Origin of the sequence: Lederbergia galactosidilytica, assembly GCF_017873565.1 — a bacterium.
Taxonomy (GTDB): Bacteria; Bacillota; Bacilli; order Bacillales; family Bacillaceae_C; genus Lederbergia; species Lederbergia galactosidilytica.
In genome coordinates this window covers 86,889-110,333 of sequence record NZ_JAGGKH010000010.1, presented here as the reverse complement: position 1 = coordinate 110,333, position 23,445 = coordinate 86,889, and the positions used below count along the sequence as shown (strand labels likewise).

Sequence of the window (23,445 nt, the reverse complement as noted above, 5' to 3'; positions counted from 1 at the left end):
AATGAAATATGCTGCGGAGAAAAGGTAAATCAAGCCTCATCTATAAATATATCATTTCATATTTCTTTGTTTTTTTAATTCCCTTTGTATTTATGAGTTTATTTCTTTATTATAATTCCGTTTCTAGTTTGCGGGGAGAAATTGAGCAATCTAATTTAAACAAATTAGAGCAAGTGGAAAACATGACAAATGAGCGAATGAAAGAGCTAAGCAATACGGCTACGAGGATTGCGTATGATCCAAGGCTCACTCCCTATATGTTGAAGCATGGATATTATGGTGGAGAAGCACAGAATGAATTGAAAAAGTATAAAGACAATAGTTCGATTATTCATGAGCTTTTTGTCTATTTCCATGACCAAGGGAAGTTTATATATTCTTCAAATGGACTGTATACCTTCGAAACACTTACAAACAAAAATTACCGATTTGATTCATGGTCTACAGAAAATATGGTGGAGAAATTACATACTACCCAGCCGCTAGTAATTCCTGCTGGTGACGTAACACTGAAAAATAGTGTGAAAGATCGAATTATCGCTTTTATTTTTCCGATTACCCCTAATAATCCTCATCCATATGGAGCTGTTATGTACTTTGTAGAAGAATCTGTATTAACCAATATGATAGACAATATCCTTGGAGATTTTAAAGGAAACACATATATTCTTGATGAAAAGAGCCAGCCGATCGTAGCAGCGGTAAAAGATAAGGAAGTTTCATTTGATCAGATTGAGCAATTGGAATTAAGCAAACATGGTGTCCAAACGATACAAATGAACGGAAAAAAATATTCCCTCACGACGGTAACTTCCGATGTTAGTGGGTGGACCTTTTTGACCCTTATGGATGCAGATCAATTCTTCGAACGGGTTGTCCATCGGGAAGCATTTATTATGATGCTTTTGGTCATTTTATTCCTTGTTGGTTTAATTGTCGCCATTTTATTAGGGAAAAAGCAATATCGACCAATAAGGGGTCTGTTAGAAATGACTACAATGGGGAATGGAAGGAGAAACAATTGGCAAGGCGAGAATGAACTTGATGTGATCCATAAAACGATTACGAAAGTTTTTAAGGATCATAAGAGCTTATCAGAGACAGTTGATTTGCAAAAGCCATATGCAAAAAAACAATTATTAACCAAAATGTTAAACGAAAGCTTTCCGGATGAACAGGAAATTGAATCCATGCTCCAAGCTTTAAATATGGAGATGAATAAAGGTCCGCATTTTGTCGCGATTGTAGAGTTTCAGAAGGAACAATATGAAAAAGAGCTGACTGAAAAAAAAGACCAAGTCCTTTATTCTTTGTCTACGATAAGCTTTTCAAATGCAACGGTGAATGCTGTTGATTTACTCTACCAGAATGGTTTAGCTTTTATTATTAGTTTAAGAGATGCCAATAAAGTTGAGCAGCAAAGGCGGATGCTAGGAGAGGAGCTTCAGCAATATATTCAACAGCATTCACCAATCAATGCATTGATCGTAGCAGTAGGAACAAGTTATACCAAAAAGAATCATATTAACCGCTCCTATATTGAGGCCTTGGCAACATTAGATTATAAGTTTGCCTCCCCACACGGAAGTCTTGTGTTTTTTGAAGATTTAGGGTCTGCGAACGAAAGAGCGTTAGGATATCCACAGGAAGACCAAATAAAATTAGCCCAAAGTTTGAAACAGGGAGATCAAGTTGTCGCTTTGGAGACGTTAGACACGATTTTTTCTAGTCTAGTAGAGGGAGAAGGATCAATACAAGTATTGAAATATATATGTTTCGATATTATTAATACAGTTATTAAAACAGCGATTGAACTTCAATTGATGGAAAATCTCGATAATGTAAAAGAGCTAGGAGATTTCCGTTCAGTGGAAGAGTTAAAGCAACGATTAACTCCGATTATTTCGGGAATTTGCCAACAGGTTGAGGATAAAACGGAAAATAGAAGTCAGAGTTTACGTAGGGATCTATTATTGTATATTAATGAGCATTATAAGCAGTATGATTTAAGCTTGGAGGGAATTGCTCATCATTATCATCTATCTGTCCCTTATTTAAGTAAATTTATTAAAGAACAAACAGGAGAGACTTTCACGCAATATGTATTGTCTTTGCGCATGGAAGAAGCAAAGAAGCAATTAAGAGAAACAGACTACCCTATTAAGAAAATAGTAATGGAGATTGGTTATAAGGATGTAGCAAATTTTACACGAAGATTTAAGCAAATAGAGGGTATTACACCAGGGCAGTACCGAAAATTGAATCGCTAATAAAATTGGTGGAAAATCTCGTTTCCTGAAGAGGAGCGAGATTTTTTATTATACGAGGACGTTCATAACCGCAAAATAACCATCTTTACTATACTTTTAGCTTAAGAAAAATCTACATATATAATTAAAATTGACATATTGATAATGGTCTATCCCTTGGTGTTATAAGGGTTTTAGTAAATCGGTGAACAATGTGTTAATCGCTTACATTAAAATCGACATATTGCGTACAAGGTAGCATGAAAAATAAAGTAGAGATACATTGAAAGCACTTTCAGATGAAGGGGGAATAGAGATGGATTTGAATACAACATCGGAAACTCAGCAAAAGGTACCTCTGCGAAGTCGGTCTATTACAACCAAACTCCGTAAGTCATTACAAAACTGGCAATTATATGTATTTGTATTACCAGCCTTTTTATATTTTTTAATTTTCCATTATGTACCAATGTATGGAGTGCAAATTGCTTTTAAGGATTTTATTCCTACATTAGGTATTTGGGGAAGTGAATGGGTAGGATTCGAGCATTTTATTCGATTTTTTGAATCCTATTACTTTTGGGATCTCCTTAAAAATACTTTAGGTATTAGTGTGTATGAATTAATTGTTGGTTTTCCATTACCAATTATTTTAGCTTTGGCTTTGAATGAAGCGAAGGATGGCTTATATAAAAGGTTTGTGCAAACAGTAACATATGCACCACATTTTATTTCCGTCGTGGTTATTTCCGGAATGATTATTTCTTTCTTATCACCTTCAACAGGATTGATTAATCATATTATTGGATTATTCGGAATGGACCCCATTCCATTTATGGAAGATCCAAAATGGTTTAAAACGGTCTATGTCATGTCTGGTGTATGGCAGAGCACTGGTTGGGGAACAATCATCTATTTGGCAGCTCTCGCAGGTGTAAGTCCTCAGCATCATGAGGCCGCAATCATGGACGGGGCAACGAGATTACAACGAATTTGGCATGTTAATATTCCTGCTATTTTACCAACAATGATCATACTTCTCATTATGAATGTTGGGAATATCTTAGGGATGGGATTCGAAAAAATTCTCCTCTTACAGAACCCGTTAAATAAAGAATCTTCTAATGTGATTGCAACATTTGTTTATGAATCAGGGTTATTAAATGCTCAATATAGTTTCTCAGCCGCAGTTGGTCTGTTTAATTCTGTCATTAACGCAATTTTATTAATTATCGTAAACAAAATTGCCCAAAAAACTAGTGAAACCAGTCTTTGGTAAGGGGGTAGATTCAGTTGGCATCCGTAATAAAAGATACGAAGACAGATAAAATATTTAAATTTTTCAATTATGTATTTCTAACATTAGCTATGGGAGTCGTTCTTTATCCATTAATCTATATTGTTAGTGCCTCTATTAGTGATCCAGCGACTGTAAATTCGGGAGAGATGTGGCTTTTACCTAAAGGCGTTACTTTCGAAGGGTATAAAATAATCTTTGACAATCCTGATATATGGAAAGGGTATCTTAATACGATCTTTTATACAGTGTTAGGGACAGTGATTAATTTAGCTGTTACCATTCCAGCGGCATATGCCCTATCGCGCAGGGATTTTGCGGGGCGTGGCTTATTAATGGGGATGTTTGTCCTAACAATGTTTTTTAGTGGCGGCTTAATTCCAACATACTTAGTTGTAAAGAACCTAGGATTAATCGATACTGTATGGTCGATGGTTCTTCCAAATGCAGCGGCTGTCTGGAATATCATTGTAGCCCGTGTGTTTTTCCAAACTTCGATCCCAAAGGAATTAGAAGAGGCAGCTATCATTGATGGTTGTTCCAATTTCAAGATGTTCGCAAAAATTATTTTACCATTATCAATGCCGATTATAGCGGTTATGGCTTTATTCTATGGGGTAGGTCACTGGAATGGATATTTTAACGCATTAATCTATTTATCAGACAAAGCATTATATCCATTACAACTTGTTTTACGAGAAATATTGGTATTACAGGAAATGTCTTCTAATTCAACCGAGATTTCAAGTAGTTTAGCAGAAGCAATGAATAGTAAACAACAGTTAGCGGCTGTTATTAAATATGGAGTGATGATTGTATCCACTCTACCAATTATTATCATCTACCCATTTTTGCAACGCTTCTTTGTAAAAGGCGTTATGATTGGATCATTGAAAGGGTAGAAATCATTAAGCAAATTTGAAGGGGGTGATAGCCTTCTAAATGAGGATTATGCTAGAATTCATTATGAAAAAATGGAAGGGGAAATATCTATGAGAAGATCATTGAAATTGGCCATGGTTGGGGTATTAACAGCGACACTTCTTCTAAGTGCTTGTGCCTCATCAGGAGATGGGGATAAAAAGACAACCACATCGAAAGCAAAAGAGGTTGAGGTAAATAAAGAAGGATTTCCGATAGTAGAAGAAAACATTACTTTAAGTATGATGGCCCCTGGGACAGGTCTGGCAGAGTGGAAAGATATGCCAACTTTACAAGAGTACTCGGAAATGACCAATATAGATTTTAAATATAATACACCACCATTAAGTGATTTCCAAACAAAGCTAAACTTAGCGTTTGCAAGTGGTGATATTGCGGATATCATTTATGCTGCTGGTACTAATAATTTGACTGCCGGAATGGAAGTTGACTATGGGGAACAGGGAATGCTGATCCCATTGGAAGATTTAATTGATGAATATGCACCTAATATTCAAAAGTTATTCGAAGAAAGGCCAGATGTTAAAAAGTCGGTTACAACTATTGATGGGCATATTTATTCATTGCCTACAGTTAATGAATTGACAACAGCTGCCTGGTATATCGGACCGATTTGGTATAATGGCAAATGGCTTGAAGCCCTTGATGTGAAAGAATTGCCAAAAACAACGGATGAATTTTATGAATTACTTAAGCGCTTTAAAAATGAAGATCCAAATGGGAATGGAAAAGAAGATGAAATCCCGTTGACAGATGTGAAAATGAACTCAATGCGCCCATGGTTACTTGCTGCCTTTGGTATGAAAGAATGGGACGTGGATGAAATTGATGGGAAAGTTAGATATACCCCAATTACAGATAATTACAAAGAATATTTAACATTTATGAATAAATTATATAGTGAGAAATTACTTGATCCAGAAACTTTTTCACAAGCGGACGAACAAAAAAAGGCGAAGGGACAAGATAATCGCTTAGGCGCCTTCACTGATTTCTATTCCTTTTTCACAACAGGTGAAACAGAAGAGGAGTCTATGAATAATCCGATGTTTTATCCTTTAACAAGTTCTGTCTCTCCAGAACCGATTTTACCAAGAAATCCGGCTATTCAAAGAGGCACATTCTCGATAACAAAAAATAATCCATATCCTGAGGCAAGTATTCGTTGGATTGATTATTTTTACTCCAAAGAAGGTTATGAATTCTTGAACCAAGGACCTGCAGGACATCTTTGGGAAGAAGGGGAAAATGGAGAGAAAGTGTTTTTAGAAGATCCACCAGAAGGTTTTGACTCAATGGAAGATTATCGTGGTACATTGACACCTGCTTATGGTATTTCTGCTCCTGCACTTGAAAGACCAATAGAGGGGAAAGAAGCCTCAGAGTTTGATAAGTTCATCGAAAAAGAAACAAAAGAGAAAATTGAACCATTTGGGGAAGTTCCATTTCCACTCGTATATTTAACGAAAGAAGAACAGAAGAAAATTAATAATATCCAGGTTGACTTAAAATCCTATGTTGAACAAATGGAGGCTAAATTCATTACAGGAGTTGAGCCATTAGATAACTGGGATAAATATGTAAAGACGATCGAGAATATGAATATTGAAGAATATGTGAGTATTTATCAAGATGCTTATGATCGTTGGAAAGAGAATTAAAGTTCCAGGGAGAGATTTACAAGGTGATTGCTAAATATATCCCGTAATAATAAATGATAGAAGAAATGGACAATCAGTGAGAAAGGAATGATCTTCTCACTGATTGCTATTTCATTTTATATCTACTCCGGAACTATTTTATGTGAAAGAGCAAAGGAGAATTCAGATGCCTAGTGAACAGCCCAATATTCTTTTTATTTTAACGGATCAACAGCGTGTGGATACATTAAAGGCTTATGGTGGTAAAGTATGTCAAACGCCCAATCTTGACAGTTTAGCGGCTGAAAGTGTTGTTTTTAATCATACATATGCTAGCTGCCCGGTTTGTACGCCAGCACGCGCTTCTCTGCAAACAGGATTGTATCCCCATAATCATGAAATGAGAAATAACACTTCAGAACCAGGATGTAAATATGATAGCTTACCAAATTTGAGCGATTTGCTTAGCAATAAACTAAAGGAACAAAACTATAGTGTTGGTTATACTGGCAAATGGCATCTAGGTTGGGGACCAACAGAAGTTGGCTATGAGGGAGATGATTTTCCAGGCCATGGTGCTGGAGGGCATGGTTATGAACAATATCATCATTATTTAAAAGAAAAAGGACTAGAAGTAAAACTTGAAAATAAAATAACGGGACATTATAAAGGGCATTGGGCAGCAGAAGTGGTATCTCCTGTTGAAACAACCGTTGAATACTTTTTAACCGATCAAGCCATACACTATATCGATCAATTCAGGCAAAGAGAGAACCCTTTTTATTTTCAGTTGAATTTTTGGGGACCTCATGAACCATATGTAGCACCAACAAAACATTTAGATCTCTATCGCGATATCGATATTGAACCGTGGGCGAATTTTGCTGATGATTCGACAAATAAGCCAGCCATTCATAATGTAAAAAGAGCAAAATTTACTGATTGGAAAACGTTTGAACCATATGTGAAACATTATTTTGCTAATGTGAGTCTAATTGATGAGCAAATTGGCCGATTAATCGACTACTTGAAAAAGCATGATTTGTACGATAATACGATTATTATTTTTTCTGCCGACCATGGAGAGTCTTTAGGAATTCATGGTGGGTTATGTGATAAAAACTTTTTTATGTATGAAGAGACTTGCCGAATTCCATTGATTGTGAAGCCACAGAAAAAATTAATGGAAACAAAATATGAGGATCGCTTTGTAGGTACCTGTGATTATTATTCAAGTATTTTAGATTGGGCTGGAGCGGATAAAGCGGAAACATCCCGTGATGGCCGATCATTTGTCCCGCTTGTTCATAATGAAGATGTGAAAGATTGGCCAGATCATGTTGTAACCGAGGGCAATGGTCTTGCTGAGATATTATATCCCCAGCGGATGATCCGTCATCGACAAATGAAATATATTTTTAATTGCGGAGATACGGATGAACTATACGATTTGGAAAAGGACCCTCACGAGCTCAGCAACGAAATAGATAATCAAGAGTATCAAGCTACTCTTTCGAATATGAAGGAGTTACTAGCAAGCTGGATGAAAGAACATAATGACCTTGCTTTGGAGCAATTCAAAGATTTGCGTTTCTAATAAACAGCATAAGCGTTTGTTTAGGAACATATAAACTTGATCATAGGGTTGAAACCTAGAACTTGCCGGTGAAACGATAGAATTTACTAGGCCTGTTTAAAATGATGCCATCCATGTTCAAGAACTAGATTGTCAGTTAGGGAATGACCATTCTATTGCTTTATAAACGAATTAGGAGAGTAAAATGAAAGTCTCAGGGGGAATAACAATGACAAACACACATAATGAAATAGATAAAACAGAGCAAAATGAGGAAATTGAAAACGGTGTCCACCACTATAGTAGTGAAAAAAAGTGGATACAACCGAAAGACCCGGCTCTTTTAGAGCAATTGGAATGGTTTAAGGATCAAAAGCTTGGCTTTATGATGCATTGGGGCCCCTATTCACAATTAGGATTGGTGGAATCATGGGCATTAAGTGATGATGATGCAGACTGGTCAAGAGAAGATGTGGATTGGGAAGCAGATCCTGAAGTTTTTAAACGTCAATACTTTGATCTAAATAAAAGCTTTAATCCCGTACGCTTTCAACCAGAAGAATGGGCCGAGTTAGCAAAGGAAGCAGGCTTTAAATACTTTTTATTTACGACTAAGCATCATGATGGCTTTTGCATGTGGGATACAAAGACAACAAATTATAAAATAACCGATCCAAGCTGTCCATTCCATACACATCAATATGCAGATATTGTCAAGCATGCTTTTAATGCATTCCGAGACAAAGGATTACCAATCGCCGCCTATTTCTCTAAAGCGGATTGGCATACACCGACATATTGGGCACCAAATATGGAGCGGGGCACAGAGATGTGGAGGGGACCTTCTTATGATCCAGAAAAGCATCCTGAATTATGGGAGAAATTCGTGCAATTCACCCATGAGCAAATGCTGGAATTATTAACAGATTATGGACGGATTGAGGTTCTTTGGTTGGATGCAGGATGGGTATCAGCGAAAAGCAAACAAGATATCCGTTTAGGAGAGCTAGTTGAAAAGGCACGGGAAAAGCAACCATGGCTATTATCGGCTGATCGCTTAATAGGTGGTCCCTATGAAAATATTATTACCCCTGAACAAGCAGTTCCTAAACAGCCAATGGATGTACCGTGGGAAAGTTGTATTACGATGGGATCGGCTTTTTCATTTCGCTATGAAGATGATTATAAATCAACAAGAGAGCTTATCCACCTATTAATAGAAGTCATTTCCAAAGGTGGGAATCTAGCTTTAAATGTTGCGGCCCAACCGGATGGACGCTTACCACGCGGGGCGATCAAAAGGATGAAAGAGATGGGAGCATGGTTACAAGTACATGGTGAAGCTGTCTATGGTACGAGAATGTGTGCGCCTTATATTGCAGAGAATACTGCATTTACAAAAAAGGCTGAGTCTGTCTACTGTTTTTATATGTATGAAAATGAGTACTCCCCAGTACATCAGGAGATCTTTATTCCTTATACAGAAAAGGTAAATAGTATTGAAATGGTTGATGGATCTAGGAAGGTAGATTTTACCCAAATGGAAAAAGGTTTAACGATTACCCTTCCAGAATCGGAAAAAGGTAAACAGGCACCCATTGCCCATGTATTTCGGTTTAAATAGGCTGGCGAGAATAATGGAGATAAAGTAAATCAATTGTAATTTCTCCAAGATGTAAATGACAAAAGTATCTTAAAAAGATAGATCAATGAAATAGCGAGGAGAGCCAAATGAAATATTCTATGAACCTAGCAGATAATTGGCGTTTTAGGCAGACTGGGGAAGGGGAATGGCTTCAAGCGAAAGTACCAGGATGTGTCCATACTGATTTATGGGCGAATAATAAAATAGCAGATCCCTTTTATGGAACAAATGAATTAGACATCCAATGGATTGATAAAGCAGATTGGGAATATGAAACGATCTTTGATCTAACAGAAGAGCTATTCCAGCAAAAAAATTTAGAAATGATCTTTGCAGGCTTGGATACCTATGCAGATGTCTATTTAAATGGTCAGCATATTCTATCTGCAGATAATATGTTTTGCTCATGGAAAGTGGATATAAAACCTTATGCGAAAAAGCAAGGAAATCAATTGCTTGTATCTTTTCGATCTCCAATAAAAGAAGACCTTCCGAAATTAGAAGGCCTTGGATATGATTTACCAGCATCAAATGATCACTCAGAAGATGGGGGATTAGGTGAAAAAAGGATTAGTATCTTTGCGCGCAAAGCACCCTATCATTACGGCTGGGACTGGGGACCGAGATTTGTCACGAGTGGCATATGGAAAACAGTGCAAATTATAGGCTGGACGGAATTACAGATAACAGATCTTTTTATCCGACAGGATCAGCTAACAAGTCAAACGGCTACATTAACGGCAGAAATTGGAGTAGAGGCAGAGCAAGAGTGGCAAGGAAAATTGCGGCTTGAGACAGAAGGCCTTATACTGGAAAAAGCAGTGCAGGTTCAGCAGGGAAATCAGACGATCGAGCTAGAATTCACGCTTGAAAATCCAAAGCTATGGTGGTGTCGTGGTCTTGGAGAACCTAATCTTTATCAGTTTAAGGTCAATTTTTTACAAGCGGAAGAATCGCTTGCTGAGAAGATAATTAGAACAGGATTGCGTACGATTTGCTTAGTAAGGAAAGAAGATGAAGTAGGAAAAAGCTTTTATTTTGAACTGAATGGTGTTCCTGTTTTCGCTAAGGGAGCGAATCATATTCCCAATGATAGCTTTCTAACAAACATGACCTATGAACGTTATCGTCATGAAATTGCTAGTGCCGCTGAGTCCAATATGAATATGTTACGCGTTTGGGGTGGCGGCATTTACGAAGATGATAGATTTTATGAATTATGTGATGAATACGGCATTATGGTTTGGCAAGATTTTATGTTTGCCTGCAGTATGTATCCCGGACACCAAGCCTTTTTAGCTAATGTGAAACGGGAAGCTAAGGAGAATGTCAAAAGATTAAGAAGCCATCCTTCGCTTGCCTTATGGTGTGGCAATAATGAGATGGATTCTGCCTGGGCCCATTATATTGAAAATATTGGTTGGGGTTGGAAGCAAGCATATTCCCAAGAGATTCGCGACAAGATTTGGGCTGATTACGAAGAGATATTTCACAAGATATTACCAAACATTGTGGAGGAATATTCGCCAGAAATTGATTATTGGCCATCTTCACCAATGAGTGAATTAACGGGAGATGAACGGCAGCATTCAACCTATACATCAACTAGCGGAGATATGCATTATTGGGATGTTTGGCATGGTTCAAAACCGTTAGAGGACTATAAAAAAGTGGTTGGCCGCTTTATGAGTGAGTATGGTTTCCAATCATTTCCAGAGCTAAAAACAGTCAGAACATATGCGGAAGAAACAGAGCTAGAGTTAGCTTCTCCTGTCATGCTCCATCACCAAAAAAATGGCCGTGGCAACCAACTCATTAAAGAATACATGGAGCAATATTATCAAGAACCAAAAGACTTTCCGGCATTTTTGTATATGAGTCATATTTTACAAGCAGATGCTATCAAGACGGCCATTGAAGCCCATCGTGCGCATAAGCCTTATTGTATGGGAACTCTCTATTGGCAAATGAATGATTGTTGGCCTGTTGCCTCATGGTCCAGTATGGATTATTACGGCAGATGGAAGGCATTGCAATATGCAGCAAAGAATAGTTATCGGGATATCGTGATCATTGTTGAGCAAATAAATGACCAACTAAATCTAAAAATTGTCTCTGACAGGCTTCAAGATATCAAGAGCTCAATACAGTTAACATTATATGATTTTTCAGGTACAGAGTTATGGAACTATAACAAAGATGTTTTGGTGAAAAGCAATACAGTGACAGAAGTGGACATATTTGAAGTGAACAAGATATTACAAGAAAGCAATCCCAATAATGTCGTCTTACAAGCCACACTAGAAACGGTTAATCACCAGCTTGATCAAAAATATCATTATTTTACCAAAACGAAAGATTTGTTTTTAGAAATACCACAGATCTCCATTGAATATCCAAAGGAAGATGATCACACAATTTTAGTATCAACGAATACATTTGCTAAAAATATTTGGCTAGATGCGGAACGGGAAGGGATTTTCTCAGATAATTACTTTGATTTAATCCCCGGGATCCCGAAGAAGGTTACCTTTTTGGCACGGGATAATGGTCAGTCTGCCTTAGTATTAGAAAACCCAGGGATCTTAACCGTTCAATCCATGGCTGATTTTGTAAAGCGAGACTGACATCAGTTGGGCTTATCCTTGACTGACGGTTAGCGCTGCCACGGATGAAAAGGGATTTGTACTTGCAAACATCGTCACACTAGGGAATGTCCACGACAGCAATAGGCTTGAACCATTAGTCCAGAAAATCATCGGCGAAGTAGGACGTCCAGTTGTCGTTGCCGCTGATGCAGCATACAAACGCCAGCCATTGCCAACTACCTTTTAGAGAAACAGATCCTTCCTGCACTTCCGTACAAACGACCAATGACAAAGGAAGGCTTCTTCAGAAAACATGAGTATGTCTATGACGAGCATTTCGACTGCTATCTCTGTCCGGAAGGACAGGTCCTTACCTATCGAACAACCAGGAAGGAAGGATACCGCCAGTATGCTTCAACGTCATATCTGGCAAGATTACTTGGATGTAGCTGAGGACTTGCGTCACAATCATGAAATCAAAGAAATATACGGGAAGCGTAAAGAGACGATTGAGCGTGTCTTTGCCGATGCAAAAGAAAAGCATGGCATGCGATGGACAACCCTTAGGGACTTAAAAAAATGTCCATGCAGGCGATGCTGACTTTTGCTGCCTTACATCTTAAGAAGCTGGCCAGCTGGACATGGAAAACGCCAACCATGGCGTAATAGAAACCATAAGGAGAGCATTTATGGCTCTTTTTCATGGAATGATCCTGTATGAATAGCAAAAGGGTTGGAAATCATTTTGATTTCCAACCCTTTTGTCTACACTCTGATATATATATTTATATTAAGTGAAGACATAACAAAGTATGTGAACCATACTGGCAGTAGGGGTTTAAAAAGACAATTATTACACTTCGGCTTGTGATATAATGTCATGACAAAGGGACATTAAAGTATAGGAGGTATATCAAGTATATTCTCTTTCGAAAATACAGGTAAGGAAACAGGGATGTAGCGGTTATAAAGAGGCCATAGACAAATTCTCACACGCGAGTCAATGTTATAACAATAGAATGTTAGCTTATTATGAATAAAAGCAAGCTGTGAAAGTTATATCGTGTAAGCATCTGAACAATTTTATTTATCTTAAAAAATATAAAGTTACCGGAAGATAGCATGAATTATCAAGACTGATCTTTAGATCGAACGATAAAAGACTATTTACAAGCAATTTGAAAGCGGTTCCCAGAAAGAAGCAGATGAATTAGCGTCCTACCAAGCTTTACAAAAGGGCATAGTTTTTCTAGGATTCAGTTGCCTCATAAGATGTACAATCCTTCCAAACAGATTGTATCGTTTTTCAGTGGACAAATTGCGAAGAGCATGAGGTGGATGGAACTGGGCATTCAGGCGGACTGTGTCAGGGACAAACATTAACAATAAAGATAAAGGCAAGTGATAATGGAACGCTTAGTGTTTTTAAGCTCGTCATTATAAGGATGTATACAAATGATATTACCTTTAACAATTTTTGAAAATACGAAAAACCCAGTATCTAGGATGCGACTGCATTCTTCAGATATAAATAGAATTTTCCATTTAGGAGGAGTGAGATGAAAAAGCTCTCATGGTTGGGATTGGTTTTGCTTCTAACTTTTTCAATGATACTGACGGCTTGTAGCAATGACGATTCTAAAGCTAGTAAGGAAGGTGATGAAACAAAAGATGGTAAGTTATCGTTACACTTTATGAAGAGAGGCTTTGGCAATATTCATCCACCTGCAGATGAGTTATGGATGTGGAAAAGGCTGGAGGAAATGACAGATATCCACATCGAATGGGAGGAAGTCCCCGATGAAAGCAGAGGAGAGAAAAAGAATGTCATCATGTCATCCAAGGAGTTACCAGATGCATTCTATGGAGGGTTCGGCTTTTCGACAGATGAGGTGGGAAAATATGGCCAAGAGGGTTTATTTATTCCACTTGAAGACTTGATCGCAGAGCATGCACCAAATTTAACAGCATTATTTGAAGAAAATCCATCTATTAAGCAAGCAGTTACAATGCCAGATGGGCATATTTATTCTTTACCGTATGTAGATTTCTCAGGTCCAGAACGTTCTACAAGGTATTACATTAATAAAAATTGGTTAGCAAACATAGGGATTGACGATCCTACGTCCATTACAACACTAGACCAATTTACGGATGTACTTCGTAAATTTAAATCAGAAGATGCTAATGGTAATGGGGATGCCGATGACGAGGCTCCGCTTTCATTAAAACCAGGTGGAATTGGAAGTTTCGAAATACAAATGCTTGGTCCTTTTGGTATGGGAGAGGGTGGTCTAAAGGCTGCTGAGATGAATCTTTATTTAGACGAAAATGGCGAATTACAATTAACACTTACAGATGATAAATACAAAGAACTATGGTCATACTTTAATATGCTTTGGGAGGAAGAATTATTCCACCCGCAAACATTCTCTGATATGGAATATGAAGAGTGGGTAACGGAAGGTTCTCAAGATAAGGTCGGTGTTTTCGCCCATCCAGGTCCTGATTATCTTGGCAGTAAAGTTGCGGATAACTTTGTTGGATTCCATGCCTTTGATGGACCAAATAGTGACAGAGTTTTAAACTGGATTGATCACCCTGCTCGCGGTACTACTCAGTTTATGATTACAAAGGATAATCAACATCCGGAAGAGTCGATTGAGTGGGTCGATTTCTTCTATGGCGAAGAGGGTTCTAATTTCGCTTTTTTTGGAATTGAAGGAGAAACATATGAAATGGTGGATGGAGCACCACTCTATAATGATGAAATTTTAAATTATGAAGGTGGCATACAATTAGGCGCATTCCAGTTTGTAGATAATGTTTATGGTGCATTCTATCCATATGTTGAGCCGGATCCAGAATGGCGTGTAAAAGCAAGAGGATTAGAAATTGATGACATATATAAAGTAAATACTGAAGAAATTGAAGCATTAGCACCAGAAACTATCCTACCTCAATTCCAAAGTACTGCGGAAGAAGGTGCTGAAATTTCCGCCATCTTGACAGATGTTGAAACATATGTTGAAGAGATGCGTGCGAAGTTTGTAACAGGTAAGGTCGATATCGAAACAGGTTGGGAAGAGTATGTAAACAGTTTGAAAAAAATGGGGATTGATCGTTACTTAGAAATCAGACGTGCTCAATATGAAAGAATTCAAAATCAATAATCCAAGTACTTTGATAAGGGTAAGAAAGAATGGAATATTAGCAAATGTAAGGGCTTAGTATGTTTAGCAAAAATGATGAGGTGGGCTTAAGATGAAAAAGAAATGGAAGCTATATTTAATTCAACACTCGCATACTGATATCGGCTATACAGATCGCCAAGAGAAAATTGAAAGACATCATGTGGATTATATTAAATCAGCTATTGATAGCATAGACGCAATCGAAAGTGGTACGAAAAAAGAATGGGAAGGCTTTAAATGGACTTGTGAGAATTTTTGGCAAGTGGAACAGTTTCTTGAAAACTGTAATGAAGAATATAGTCAAAAATTCAAAAAATATGTGCAAGCAGGATTTATTGATATTTCCCTCACTTATTTAAATATGACGGAATTAGTAGATAATGAGATTTTGGATCAAAAGTTTCAAAAGGGAAGGGAATATGCGGAAACGAACGAACTTGATCTAAATTCCGCAATGACGGCAGATATTAACGGTTTTTCCTGGGGGTATGCTGAAACCTTATATAAAAATGGGATTGTTAACTTGTTTACATGCGTCCATACGCATCATGGGATGTTTCCTTTATATAAAAAGCAAATTCCTTTTTGGTGGGAAACACCGAAAGGCCATAAGATTTTAGTTTGGAATGGGGACCATTACCATATGGGGAACCAATTTATGCTTATTCCAAATAGCTATCGAATTAATAAAGGTTCAGCAACAGTGACGACCTCTGATCAAATGGATATTGCAGAACAGCGAATCTTTACGTACCTAGAAAACTTAGAAGAAGAAGATTATCCATTTGATTTCATTCCTAATATGATTTCTGGAATTGGGACGGATAATTCACCTCCTAATCCGCGCCTAATGGAAATGATTCATAAATGGAATGCGAAGCATGGTGAGCAAGTGGAAATTGAACTAATCACATTGAATGAGTTTTTTCTATTTCTACGTAAGCAAGCTATCGATATTCCAACCTATTCAGGTGACTGGACAGACTGGTGGGCAGATGGAGTTGGCTCTACACCAGCACCAACAAAAATATACCGTGATGCACAACGCAAATATCACTTATCGAAAAAATTAGATCCAGAAGATAAGTTAGGGAAGCTGCCATTTTTAAAAGAGGCTGAGTATCAGCTAATGTTATACGCAGAACACACTTGGGGCTACAATTCTTCCGTAAGAGAACCGTGGAACACATTGGTTAATGATTTGGATTTTCGGAAAGCTGCATATGCGACCAACGCAAATCGACTTATATCGAAAAATTTAGATGAAGTATTAAGCAATCTCGGAGAAGTGGCCCATCAAATAGATCGAAAACAGTTCTTTAAAGTAGTCAATCCTCATCATAATCGAGTGACTGATTATACTTCTATTCAAATGAAGAATTGGGAGCATATTGATGGAGCTTATTTAGATAACTCTATTGAAGTTGTAGATTGTCAAACAAATGAAGTGCTAGATTCCCAGCTTACATCTATCTCTAGAGGGAACCAGATTGAATTTGCTATTACGTTAGATCCTAAGGAAGAAAGAATGGTTAAATTGCGGAGAGGAAAAGCTCCGCAAAAGAAAATGGTCGTGAATCATGCCGGCGTGGAAGATTTAGCCGCGTATCCTGGATATGAAAAGATGGTGAATACCCATGTTATGGAAACAAATGATTATAAAATCACGTTTAATCATAGCTCAGGAATTGAATCATTTGTTCATAAGCATAGCGGAGAGGAATTAATTCATCCAGATGCCCTCTATGCACCGTTTGCTGGTGTATATGAAAAAACGCCAATTCAAACAGATCCTAGTACAGAAAGAAGAGTGATGGGACTCAATCGCAAAGGAAGATTATCAGAGCGCCACGAAGCTAGCTTGAAAAATATGAAAGTAATAGAAGATGGAAAACTGTTTACATCGATTAAAATGGATTTCGCATTGGCCGGAACGGAAATGTATAATGTGGTCTTAAAGGTGTATAAAGATATGCCGAAAATTGGCGTTAATGTAAGGATTCAAAAGCAAAATGAGTGGGCTCCTGAAAATCTTTATATCCCACTTCCATTTAGTTTAGGGGAAGCAAGCGAGCTATTTGTCGAGAAGACAGGAAACGTATTCAGACCGGCGATTGATCAGTTGCCTGGTACCAATACCGAGTTCTACCTGCTGCAGAATGGATTAGCATTTAAAGATGAGGAACAAGCCCTACTTGTCGCGATCAAGGATACCCCATTAATCACTTTAGGGACTTTGGATCATCATGAAATTGAATTGTGTAATGAAAACACCCATAAGAAAAACAAGGACCTTGTCTACTCATGGGTAATGAATAACTTTTGGGAAACCAACTTTAAAGTAGATTTATCCGGATTTTATGAGTTTGATTATCAGCTTTATTTCGTTTCAGAGAAGCAGAGTGCGGAGCAGCTGCTTGAGAAGTGTCAAGAGTTAAACGAAGGACTTGTCACCTTTCCAGTTAACCCTGAATAAGAACGGAGTATCTCCTATAAAAGAAGAGTCTCACGTAAATAACCTACGGCTAAAATTGTCGTAGGTTATTTGGTCCTTAGCTTCTAGCTTTTATGCTCCATTAGTAGCTTTGGATTTAGATGACGAATCAGTATTTGTATTCTTATCGTATATGTAATAAGAAGTTAATGTCATGTCCATTTTTTATAAGATTTCCTTTTGTTCTGTTATGGTAAACATTACGTTTGGTTTTCCCGCTATGAGTGTTTATATAAAAGGGAATAGAAGTGCTTGACTTATCAAATGGAACAAAAGAGACTAGTGATAAGTACAAATAGAAAGCAGTGAAAATATAATGAAAATATACAATCAAGCAGCATATCCATTATACGCGCAAATTGCCGATGACATGCGATTGCATATTCAAACGGAGAAATGGCCGGAAGGTGAGCGAATTCCTACAGAAATGGAGCTGTGTGATATCTATCATGTAAGTCGGATCACGATTCGGAAGGCCATTGATGAATTAATGAAGGAAAATTTGCTCGTGCGCATTCGATCAAAGGGTACGTTCGTCAAGGATACATTTCAAGAGGAAGATCATTTTACAATTGTTAAGGGATTTACGCAAGAACTACAGGAGCGTGGGAAGCTTGCAAAAACAGTAGACGTAGAGGTGAAAATAGAGCATGCGAATAAACGTCTGGCTAAGTTTTTAAATAGTGAAGTTGGAAGCGAAGTGCTGGTCTTAAAGCGAGTACGAGGAGACGAGGATTCTATTTTTGCCTTCTTTGTCACCTATATTGCCTATGATCGCGATTATTCTTTAGATGCTAAAGATTATTATTCTTCCTTTTACGCTTATTTACGGACAAAAAATATTAGTGTAAATCAGGAAAGGGAGTACGTTGAGGCTGTATCCCCTAATCGTGAAGTGCAAAGAAAGTTAAAAATAAAGGAATCTGAACCTGTCTTGAAAAGAGTTCGTTTTACCTCACAAGCCGATGAAAATTTTTACGAGTATACTGAATGCTTTTATATTGGAAAAAGGTACCGTTACTATTTAGATTTTCGTGAATAAATGAGGTCGTGATTCAAATAAAAAACTAGGGCCATCAATCCGAAATCTATAACAAAGCTCGCTAAGCTTACTAGGATGGTGCTCTTAAAAAGACAATTTCCGTTATTAAATTGTGATAGACTCTAAAGTAATGTCATAACAAAGATACATTAGGAGGAACACAATGTTTAATCCCTTTCCAGAGGTAAAAGTTGAAGCAGAGCAACAGGCATGCAGTGGATATGACGCAATCATAGACACAATCAGACACAAGATAACTCAATCACGAACTAATGTCATAACAATAGAATGCTACCCTACTGTGAATGAAAGTGAGTTGTTAGAAGAACTCATTAAACCATTGAATCCAAGTTATATCGTGCAAGCATCTGATCAATTTTATTCATCGCAAAAGGTTTCCGAGATGATCCAAATGAATTTAACGGATGATCGAGTTTTTGGTTTAATGAGCCATCACAGTTTTTCTGATTTTGTTGATGTGCAAAAACAAAAAGAGTTGAAGACCAGTATTCAAGCAAAAATACAGAATAATGAATGGATCGTCATATATGGAGTAGGAGCTTCTTTACTCTATGAAACTGATCTTCTAATCTATGCCGACTTAGCTAGATGGGAAATTCAAAATCGTTATCGCTCAGGGGAATTCAGTAATTGGAAAGCCGATAATTTTGGGGAAGATCCTTTAAGAATGGTGAAACGTGGCTATTTTTTTGAATGGCGGGTAGCGGATAAATTGAAAAAGCAATTATTTACTAACATTGATTATTTTTTGGATACACATCAGGAACATCACCCTGTCATGATAGATGCCGGGAGTTATTTTCAAGCATTAGAGCAGGTTGCTAGACAGCCCTTCCGTTTAGTGCCCTTTTTTGACCCAGGGGTTTGGGGAGGAAACTGGATGCAAGAAAACTTTCAGGTCGGACAAGACAAAATTAATTTAGCATGGAGCTTCGATGGGGTTCCTGAAGAGAACAGTTTATATCTAAAGTTTGGTGATGTACGGATGGAAATACCGGCTAATAATGTCGTTATGCACCAACCATTGCCTTTACTAGGGGAAAGAGTTTATGGTCGCTTTGGTGCAGAATTTCCGATTCGTTTTGATTTCCTCGATACGATGGGGGGAGGAAACCTCAGCCTGCAAGTGCATCCGTTAACAGACTATGTCCAGGATGTATTTGGTGCGCATTATACACAGGATGAAAGCTACTATATTGTTGAAGCAGAAGAAGAGGCCAAGATTTATTTAGGGGTAAAAAATGGTACAGACAAAGAAGAGATGATGCAGCAACTAAGATTGGCTGAGACTGGCGCGAGACGTTTTCCAGATGAAGATTATATTTATAAACGACCAATCAAAAAGCATGATCACTACTCTATCCCGGCGGGAACGATTCATAGTGCAGGTGCAAACTCTGTTGTACTGGAAATCAGTGCGACTCCTAACCGTTTTACATTTAAACTATGGGATTGGGAACGGGTTGGTCTAGATGGGGTCCCACGACCTGTACATTTAGAGCATGGCGAACCGAATATCGTCTTCTCTCGTGACCAAGATTGGGTGGAAGAGGAACTAGCCAATCGTTTTGAAGTGCTAGTTACAAATGAAACATGGAAGGAAGAACGAACTGGGCTTCATGAAAGTGAATTTATCGAAACTCGAAGACACACTTTTTCCGGAGAAGTATTACATGAAACGCACGGGAGTGTAAATGTATTAAATTTAGTAGAAGGTGACGAGGCTGTTGTAGAGAGTGTAGATGGAAGTTTTGCCCCATTTGTTGTCCATTATGGTGAAACTTTTATCATCCCTGAGACAGTGAAGAACTACAGAATTAAACCGCATGGTAGTAGTGTTGGAAAAGAATTAATAACTATTAAAGCCTTTGTTCGTTAATTGGGGTGGAAACAATGACCGAAGAATTTTATTTGTGCTTGGATGTCGGTGGGACTGAAATAAAAGTAAACCTCTTACATGGAAATCAGGTAGAGTGCGAAAAGTATCCTTCTCATGCTGAGCGAGAGAAATTAGAAATATTGGCCCACTTTGAATCGATCGTCAAAAGACAACTTCAGGTTGTGCAGGAACAAAAGGGAGCATTAAGGGGGATAGGGGTCGCCTTCCCAGGCCCTTTTGATTATGACAATGGCATCAGTTTGATAAAGGGTTTGCGAAAATATGATGCTCTATATCAAGTCAAGCTAAAGTCTTATTTCCAGAAATGGCTGGTTGATATGGATTTTCCGGCAAACATCCCTTTTCTATTTGAAAACGATGCGGTAGCCTTTTCGATCGGTGAATATATAGATGGCGTGGGCCAACACGCAGATAAAGTGATGTTCATTATGTTAGGGACAGGCTGTGGTTCCACTTTTATTGAAAAAGGTGAGATTGTAAAAAACAAATATAGTTTACAGGAAAATGGCATGATTTATCAAGATCCATTTTTAGATGGAACGATCGAAGACTATTTATCAGCAAACGGTTTAAAAATGGTAGCCAGGCAAATGAACATGAACGAACTGGATGGATTAGCGCTCTATCAAGCTTCACAAAAAGGTTCACAAAAGGCGCAGGACGTTTTTTATAAATTCGGTTATCTGATCGGAACAGCTCTACAGCGTTATGTACAATCATTCCAACCAGATTGTATCGCTTTCGGCGGGCAGATTGCGGGGAGCATGAAGTGGATGAAGCCTGGTATCCAAGCGGGACTAGGTCAGGAGCAATCAATAAGAACCAAGATAAAGACAAGTGAGAATGGAACGCTTAGTACATGTAAGGGCTTGGTGTATTTATTAAACCAAAAAAAATAAGGATAGGTGGACTTAAGATGAAAAAGAAATGGACCTTATACTTGATTCATCACTCTCATACTGATATTGGTTGTACAGATCGTCAAGAAAAAATTGAAAGATATCATGTTGACTATATCAAATCGGTGATTGATATTTTGGACGCCGCCCGAAATGGTTCGAAAAAAGAATGGGAGGGCTACAAATGGACATGTGAGAATTTCTGGCAGGTGGAGAACTTCCTTGAAAACTGCGATGAAGAATACAAAAGGAAGTTTACAAAATATGTAAAGGGCCTTATTGATATTTCCCTCACCTACATAAATATGACGGAACTAGTAGATAATGAGATTCTAGATCAGAAGTTTCAAAAGGGAAGAGAATATGCGGAAAGGAATCAGCTTGACTTAAATTCCGCGATGACGGCAAATATTAACGGATTTTCTTGGGGATATGCCGAAACCTTAGGAAGATAGGCAATTTGATGAATTTTCTGTATCGAAAAATGCATAAAAGTCAAGTCTTGTAAAAGATCATACGTTCTCTTATGGTTGTATCTAGAGAGTTTATAAATGAATTGAATTCGTTTGAAAGTAGGTAGATATACAGTGAAGATTGACAACCCCAAGATCCCTGAAGATTTAACGGAAAAAAGATTTACAGATATTTTTTATGAAGAAGATACGGAATTTGAAATGTGTATGGTTACCGATTCAGAATTTGCCGACGAAAGACTTGAGCGAATGAGACTATATAAAACAGTCATTAGGAATTGCAATCTCAAAAATACGGATTTTAGCCGAATTGATCTTACTGATGTGTGCTTTGAGAATTGTGATTTATCCAATGCTAATTTGGGTAATGCCTCCATGAATCGAGTTGAATTTCTTAATTGTAAGTTACTTGGCTGCAACTTAACCGACTCTTATATCGGTAATACAAGATTTAGGGAATCAATTCTTAATATGGTTGCGTTCGGTAACTCAAAACTTGAAAAGGTGATTTTTGATGATGCTGCGTTAGAAAGCGTTGATCTTTTTGACTGTAAGCTTAAAAAGGTAGAATTTCTTTCATGTAATCTTAATGGTGCGAACTTTGAAGAGACACCATTAAAAGGAATTGATATAAGCTCATCCCATTTTGATTCTTTAACCGTTTCAATAGAGAACTTAAAAGGATGTATAATATCAACGTCTCAAGCAATACAATTTGCTTCGTTATTTGGTCTAAAAATTAAACAGTAGGATTTTAGTGGCAACAGACACAACGTTTGAAATGACAGCAAAAATTGATGTTACTCGAACAGTTAAAAAATGCAAAGACGAATCTATAAGTTTTTATGCTTATTCCATTTTAAATTTAACTGAATCGATTAACGAGATTCTGAATTTGAGGTATGCCCACAGATAAGCAATTTGTAGATGGCAAGAATGATTGCCAATGTTTACGAACTTTAACCAAGAAACAGAGTTATTTTATAGGGACTTCTAACCACTCTGCAGCAACTATACCTGGATGTTTTCCAGATAATGTTGCGAAAGCAGCGTTAGTTAGCTTAGTACGAACTCTTACTATTGAGTGTGACTTTTAATAAGAACGGTGGGATCGCTTCGGGATTTATTTAAACAAGTGGTGGTAATTAAATGGTTTTCGACATTTGCCGATCCTTATTGAGAGGAAGCAGATAAAAAGCATGCATCCCGCCAGTAAATTAAGGCGACCGAAGAAGTTGCGCCATTCTGTGCTGTTCTCGTCAATTCTTGTGCCGGATGGGTACGAATGGGGATTTTACAAAACTGAAAAAATTCAAAGGAAAGGAAGGATAAAATGGTAAAGAGTTAATGGGATAGATTAATGACTAATTGATTTTACATCACAAAGTAAAATTATAAAGGTGTTAGTAGAATATTACTTTCAAAGCTATAAAGTGTAATTGTACAGCTACATATGAAAAGTTTAATAGCAATGAAGTATGTGAT

At 37.6% G+C, this 23,445-nt stretch carries 14 protein-coding genes and 1 pseudogene; all 15 read left to right on the top strand.

What is annotated here, in order from left to right:
* The first annotated feature begins 8 nt into the window (after positions 1-8).
* Positions 9-2,270, top strand: a complete 2,262-nt coding sequence (locus tag J2Z23_RS12035; RefSeq protein ID WP_209974073.1) for a helix-turn-helix domain-containing protein — start codon at positions 9-11, stop codon at positions 2,268-2,270.
* A gap of 295 nt (positions 2,271-2,565) precedes the next feature.
* Complete coding sequence (locus J2Z23_RS12030; protein WP_057982552.1) at positions 2,566-3,528, top strand: ABC transporter permease; 963 nt, start codon at positions 2,566-2,568, stop codon at positions 3,526-3,528.
* Positions 3,529-3,542: 14 nt separating this feature from the next.
* Positions 3,543-4,448 (top strand): carbohydrate ABC transporter permease, encoded by a 906-nt coding sequence (locus tag J2Z23_RS12025; protein ID WP_205634432.1) that lies wholly within the window; start codon positions 3,543-3,545, stop codon positions 4,446-4,448.
* Between the two features lie 90 nt (positions 4,449-4,538).
* Entirely contained in the window at positions 4,539-6,149 is a 1,611-nt protein-coding gene (locus J2Z23_RS12020) for an extracellular solute-binding protein (protein WP_057982548.1), read from the top strand.
* Positions 6,150-6,315: 166 nt separating this feature from the next.
* On the top strand, positions 6,316-7,725 hold the full coding sequence (locus tag J2Z23_RS12015; protein WP_209974071.1) for a sulfatase family protein: 1,410 nt from the start codon (positions 6,316-6,318) through the stop codon (positions 7,723-7,725).
* A 208-nt stretch (positions 7,726-7,933) separates the two neighbouring features.
* Positions 7,934-9,328, top strand: coding sequence for an alpha-L-fucosidase (locus tag J2Z23_RS12010; protein ID WP_057982545.1), 1,395 nt, complete (start codon positions 7,934-7,936; stop codon positions 9,326-9,328).
* A gap of 107 nt (positions 9,329-9,435) precedes the next feature.
* Positions 9,436-11,976, top strand: a complete 2,541-nt coding sequence (locus tag J2Z23_RS12005; protein WP_209974069.1) for a beta-mannosidase — start codon at positions 9,436-9,438, stop codon at positions 11,974-11,976.
* A 34-nt stretch (positions 11,977-12,010) separates the two neighbouring features.
* Positions 12,011-12,603 (top strand): annotated as a pseudogene (locus tag J2Z23_RS12000) (transposase); the annotation flags it as partial.
* An 893-nt stretch (positions 12,604-13,496) separates the two neighbouring features.
* Positions 13,497-15,110 (top strand): extracellular solute-binding protein, encoded by a 1,614-nt coding sequence (locus tag J2Z23_RS11995; RefSeq protein WP_057982540.1) that lies wholly within the window; start codon positions 13,497-13,499, stop codon positions 15,108-15,110.
* Positions 15,111-15,201: 91 nt separating this feature from the next.
* On the top strand, positions 15,202-17,607 hold the full coding sequence (locus J2Z23_RS11990) for a glycoside hydrolase family 38 N-terminal domain-containing protein (RefSeq protein WP_057982538.1): 2,406 nt from the start codon (positions 15,202-15,204) through the stop codon (positions 17,605-17,607).
* A gap of 334 nt (positions 17,608-17,941) precedes the next feature.
* Complete coding sequence (locus J2Z23_RS11985; RefSeq protein ID WP_057982537.1) at positions 17,942-18,667, top strand: GntR family transcriptional regulator; 726 nt, start codon at positions 17,942-17,944, stop codon at positions 18,665-18,667.
* Between the two features lie 163 nt (positions 18,668-18,830).
* Positions 18,831-20,567 carry a class I mannose-6-phosphate isomerase gene (locus J2Z23_RS11980; RefSeq protein ID WP_209974068.1) on the top strand — a complete coding sequence of 579 codons (1,737 nt, stop codon included), beginning with the start codon at positions 18,831-18,833 and terminating at the stop codon, positions 20,565-20,567.
* Between the two features lie 14 nt (positions 20,568-20,581).
* A complete protein-coding gene (locus tag J2Z23_RS11975; protein WP_209974066.1) occupies positions 20,582-21,487 on the top strand; it encodes an ROK family protein in 906 nt (301 codons plus the stop codon).
* A 17-nt stretch (positions 21,488-21,504) separates the two neighbouring features.
* The gene (locus J2Z23_RS11970) at positions 21,505-21,942 is read left to right on the top strand and encodes a glycoside hydrolase family 38 N-terminal domain-containing protein (RefSeq protein WP_209974064.1); all 438 of its coding nucleotides are present in this window, start codon (positions 21,505-21,507) and stop codon (positions 21,940-21,942) included.
* Between the two features lie 132 nt (positions 21,943-22,074).
* Positions 22,075-22,710 carry a pentapeptide repeat-containing protein gene (locus J2Z23_RS11965; protein ID WP_064468845.1) on the top strand — a complete coding sequence of 212 codons (636 nt, stop codon included), beginning with the start codon at positions 22,075-22,077 and terminating at the stop codon, positions 22,708-22,710.
* The last annotated feature ends 735 nt before the right edge of the window (positions 22,711-23,445 follow it).

Coding starts and splice junctions, on each gene's coding strand:
- J2Z23_RS12035 (WP_209974073.1), top strand. CDS start 9: ATGCTGCGGAGAAAAGGTAAATCAAGCCTCATCTATAAATATATCATT.
- J2Z23_RS12030 (WP_057982552.1), top strand. CDS start 2,566: ATGGATTTGAATACAACATCGGAAACTCAGCAAAAGGTACCTCTGCGA.
- J2Z23_RS12020 (WP_057982548.1), top strand. CDS start 4,539: ATGAGAAGATCATTGAAATTGGCCATGGTTGGGGTATTAACAGCGACA.
- J2Z23_RS12015 (WP_209974071.1), top strand. CDS start 6,316: ATGCCTAGTGAACAGCCCAATATTCTTTTTATTTTAACGGATCAACAG.
- J2Z23_RS12010 (WP_057982545.1), top strand. CDS start 7,934: ATGACAAACACACATAATGAAATAGATAAAACAGAGCAAAATGAGGAA.
- J2Z23_RS12005 (WP_209974069.1), top strand. CDS start 9,436: ATGAAATATTCTATGAACCTAGCAGATAATTGGCGTTTTAGGCAGACT.
- J2Z23_RS11995 (WP_057982540.1), top strand. CDS start 13,497: ATGAAAAAGCTCTCATGGTTGGGATTGGTTTTGCTTCTAACTTTTTCA.
- J2Z23_RS11990 (WP_057982538.1), top strand. CDS start 15,202: ATGAAAAAGAAATGGAAGCTATATTTAATTCAACACTCGCATACTGAT.
- J2Z23_RS11985 (WP_057982537.1), top strand. CDS start 17,942: ATGAAAATATACAATCAAGCAGCATATCCATTATACGCGCAAATTGCC.
- J2Z23_RS11980 (WP_209974068.1), top strand. CDS start 18,831: ATGTTTAATCCCTTTCCAGAGGTAAAAGTTGAAGCAGAGCAACAGGCA.
- J2Z23_RS11975 (WP_209974066.1), top strand. CDS start 20,582: ATGACCGAAGAATTTTATTTGTGCTTGGATGTCGGTGGGACTGAAATA.
- J2Z23_RS11970 (WP_209974064.1), top strand. CDS start 21,505: ATGAAAAAGAAATGGACCTTATACTTGATTCATCACTCTCATACTGAT.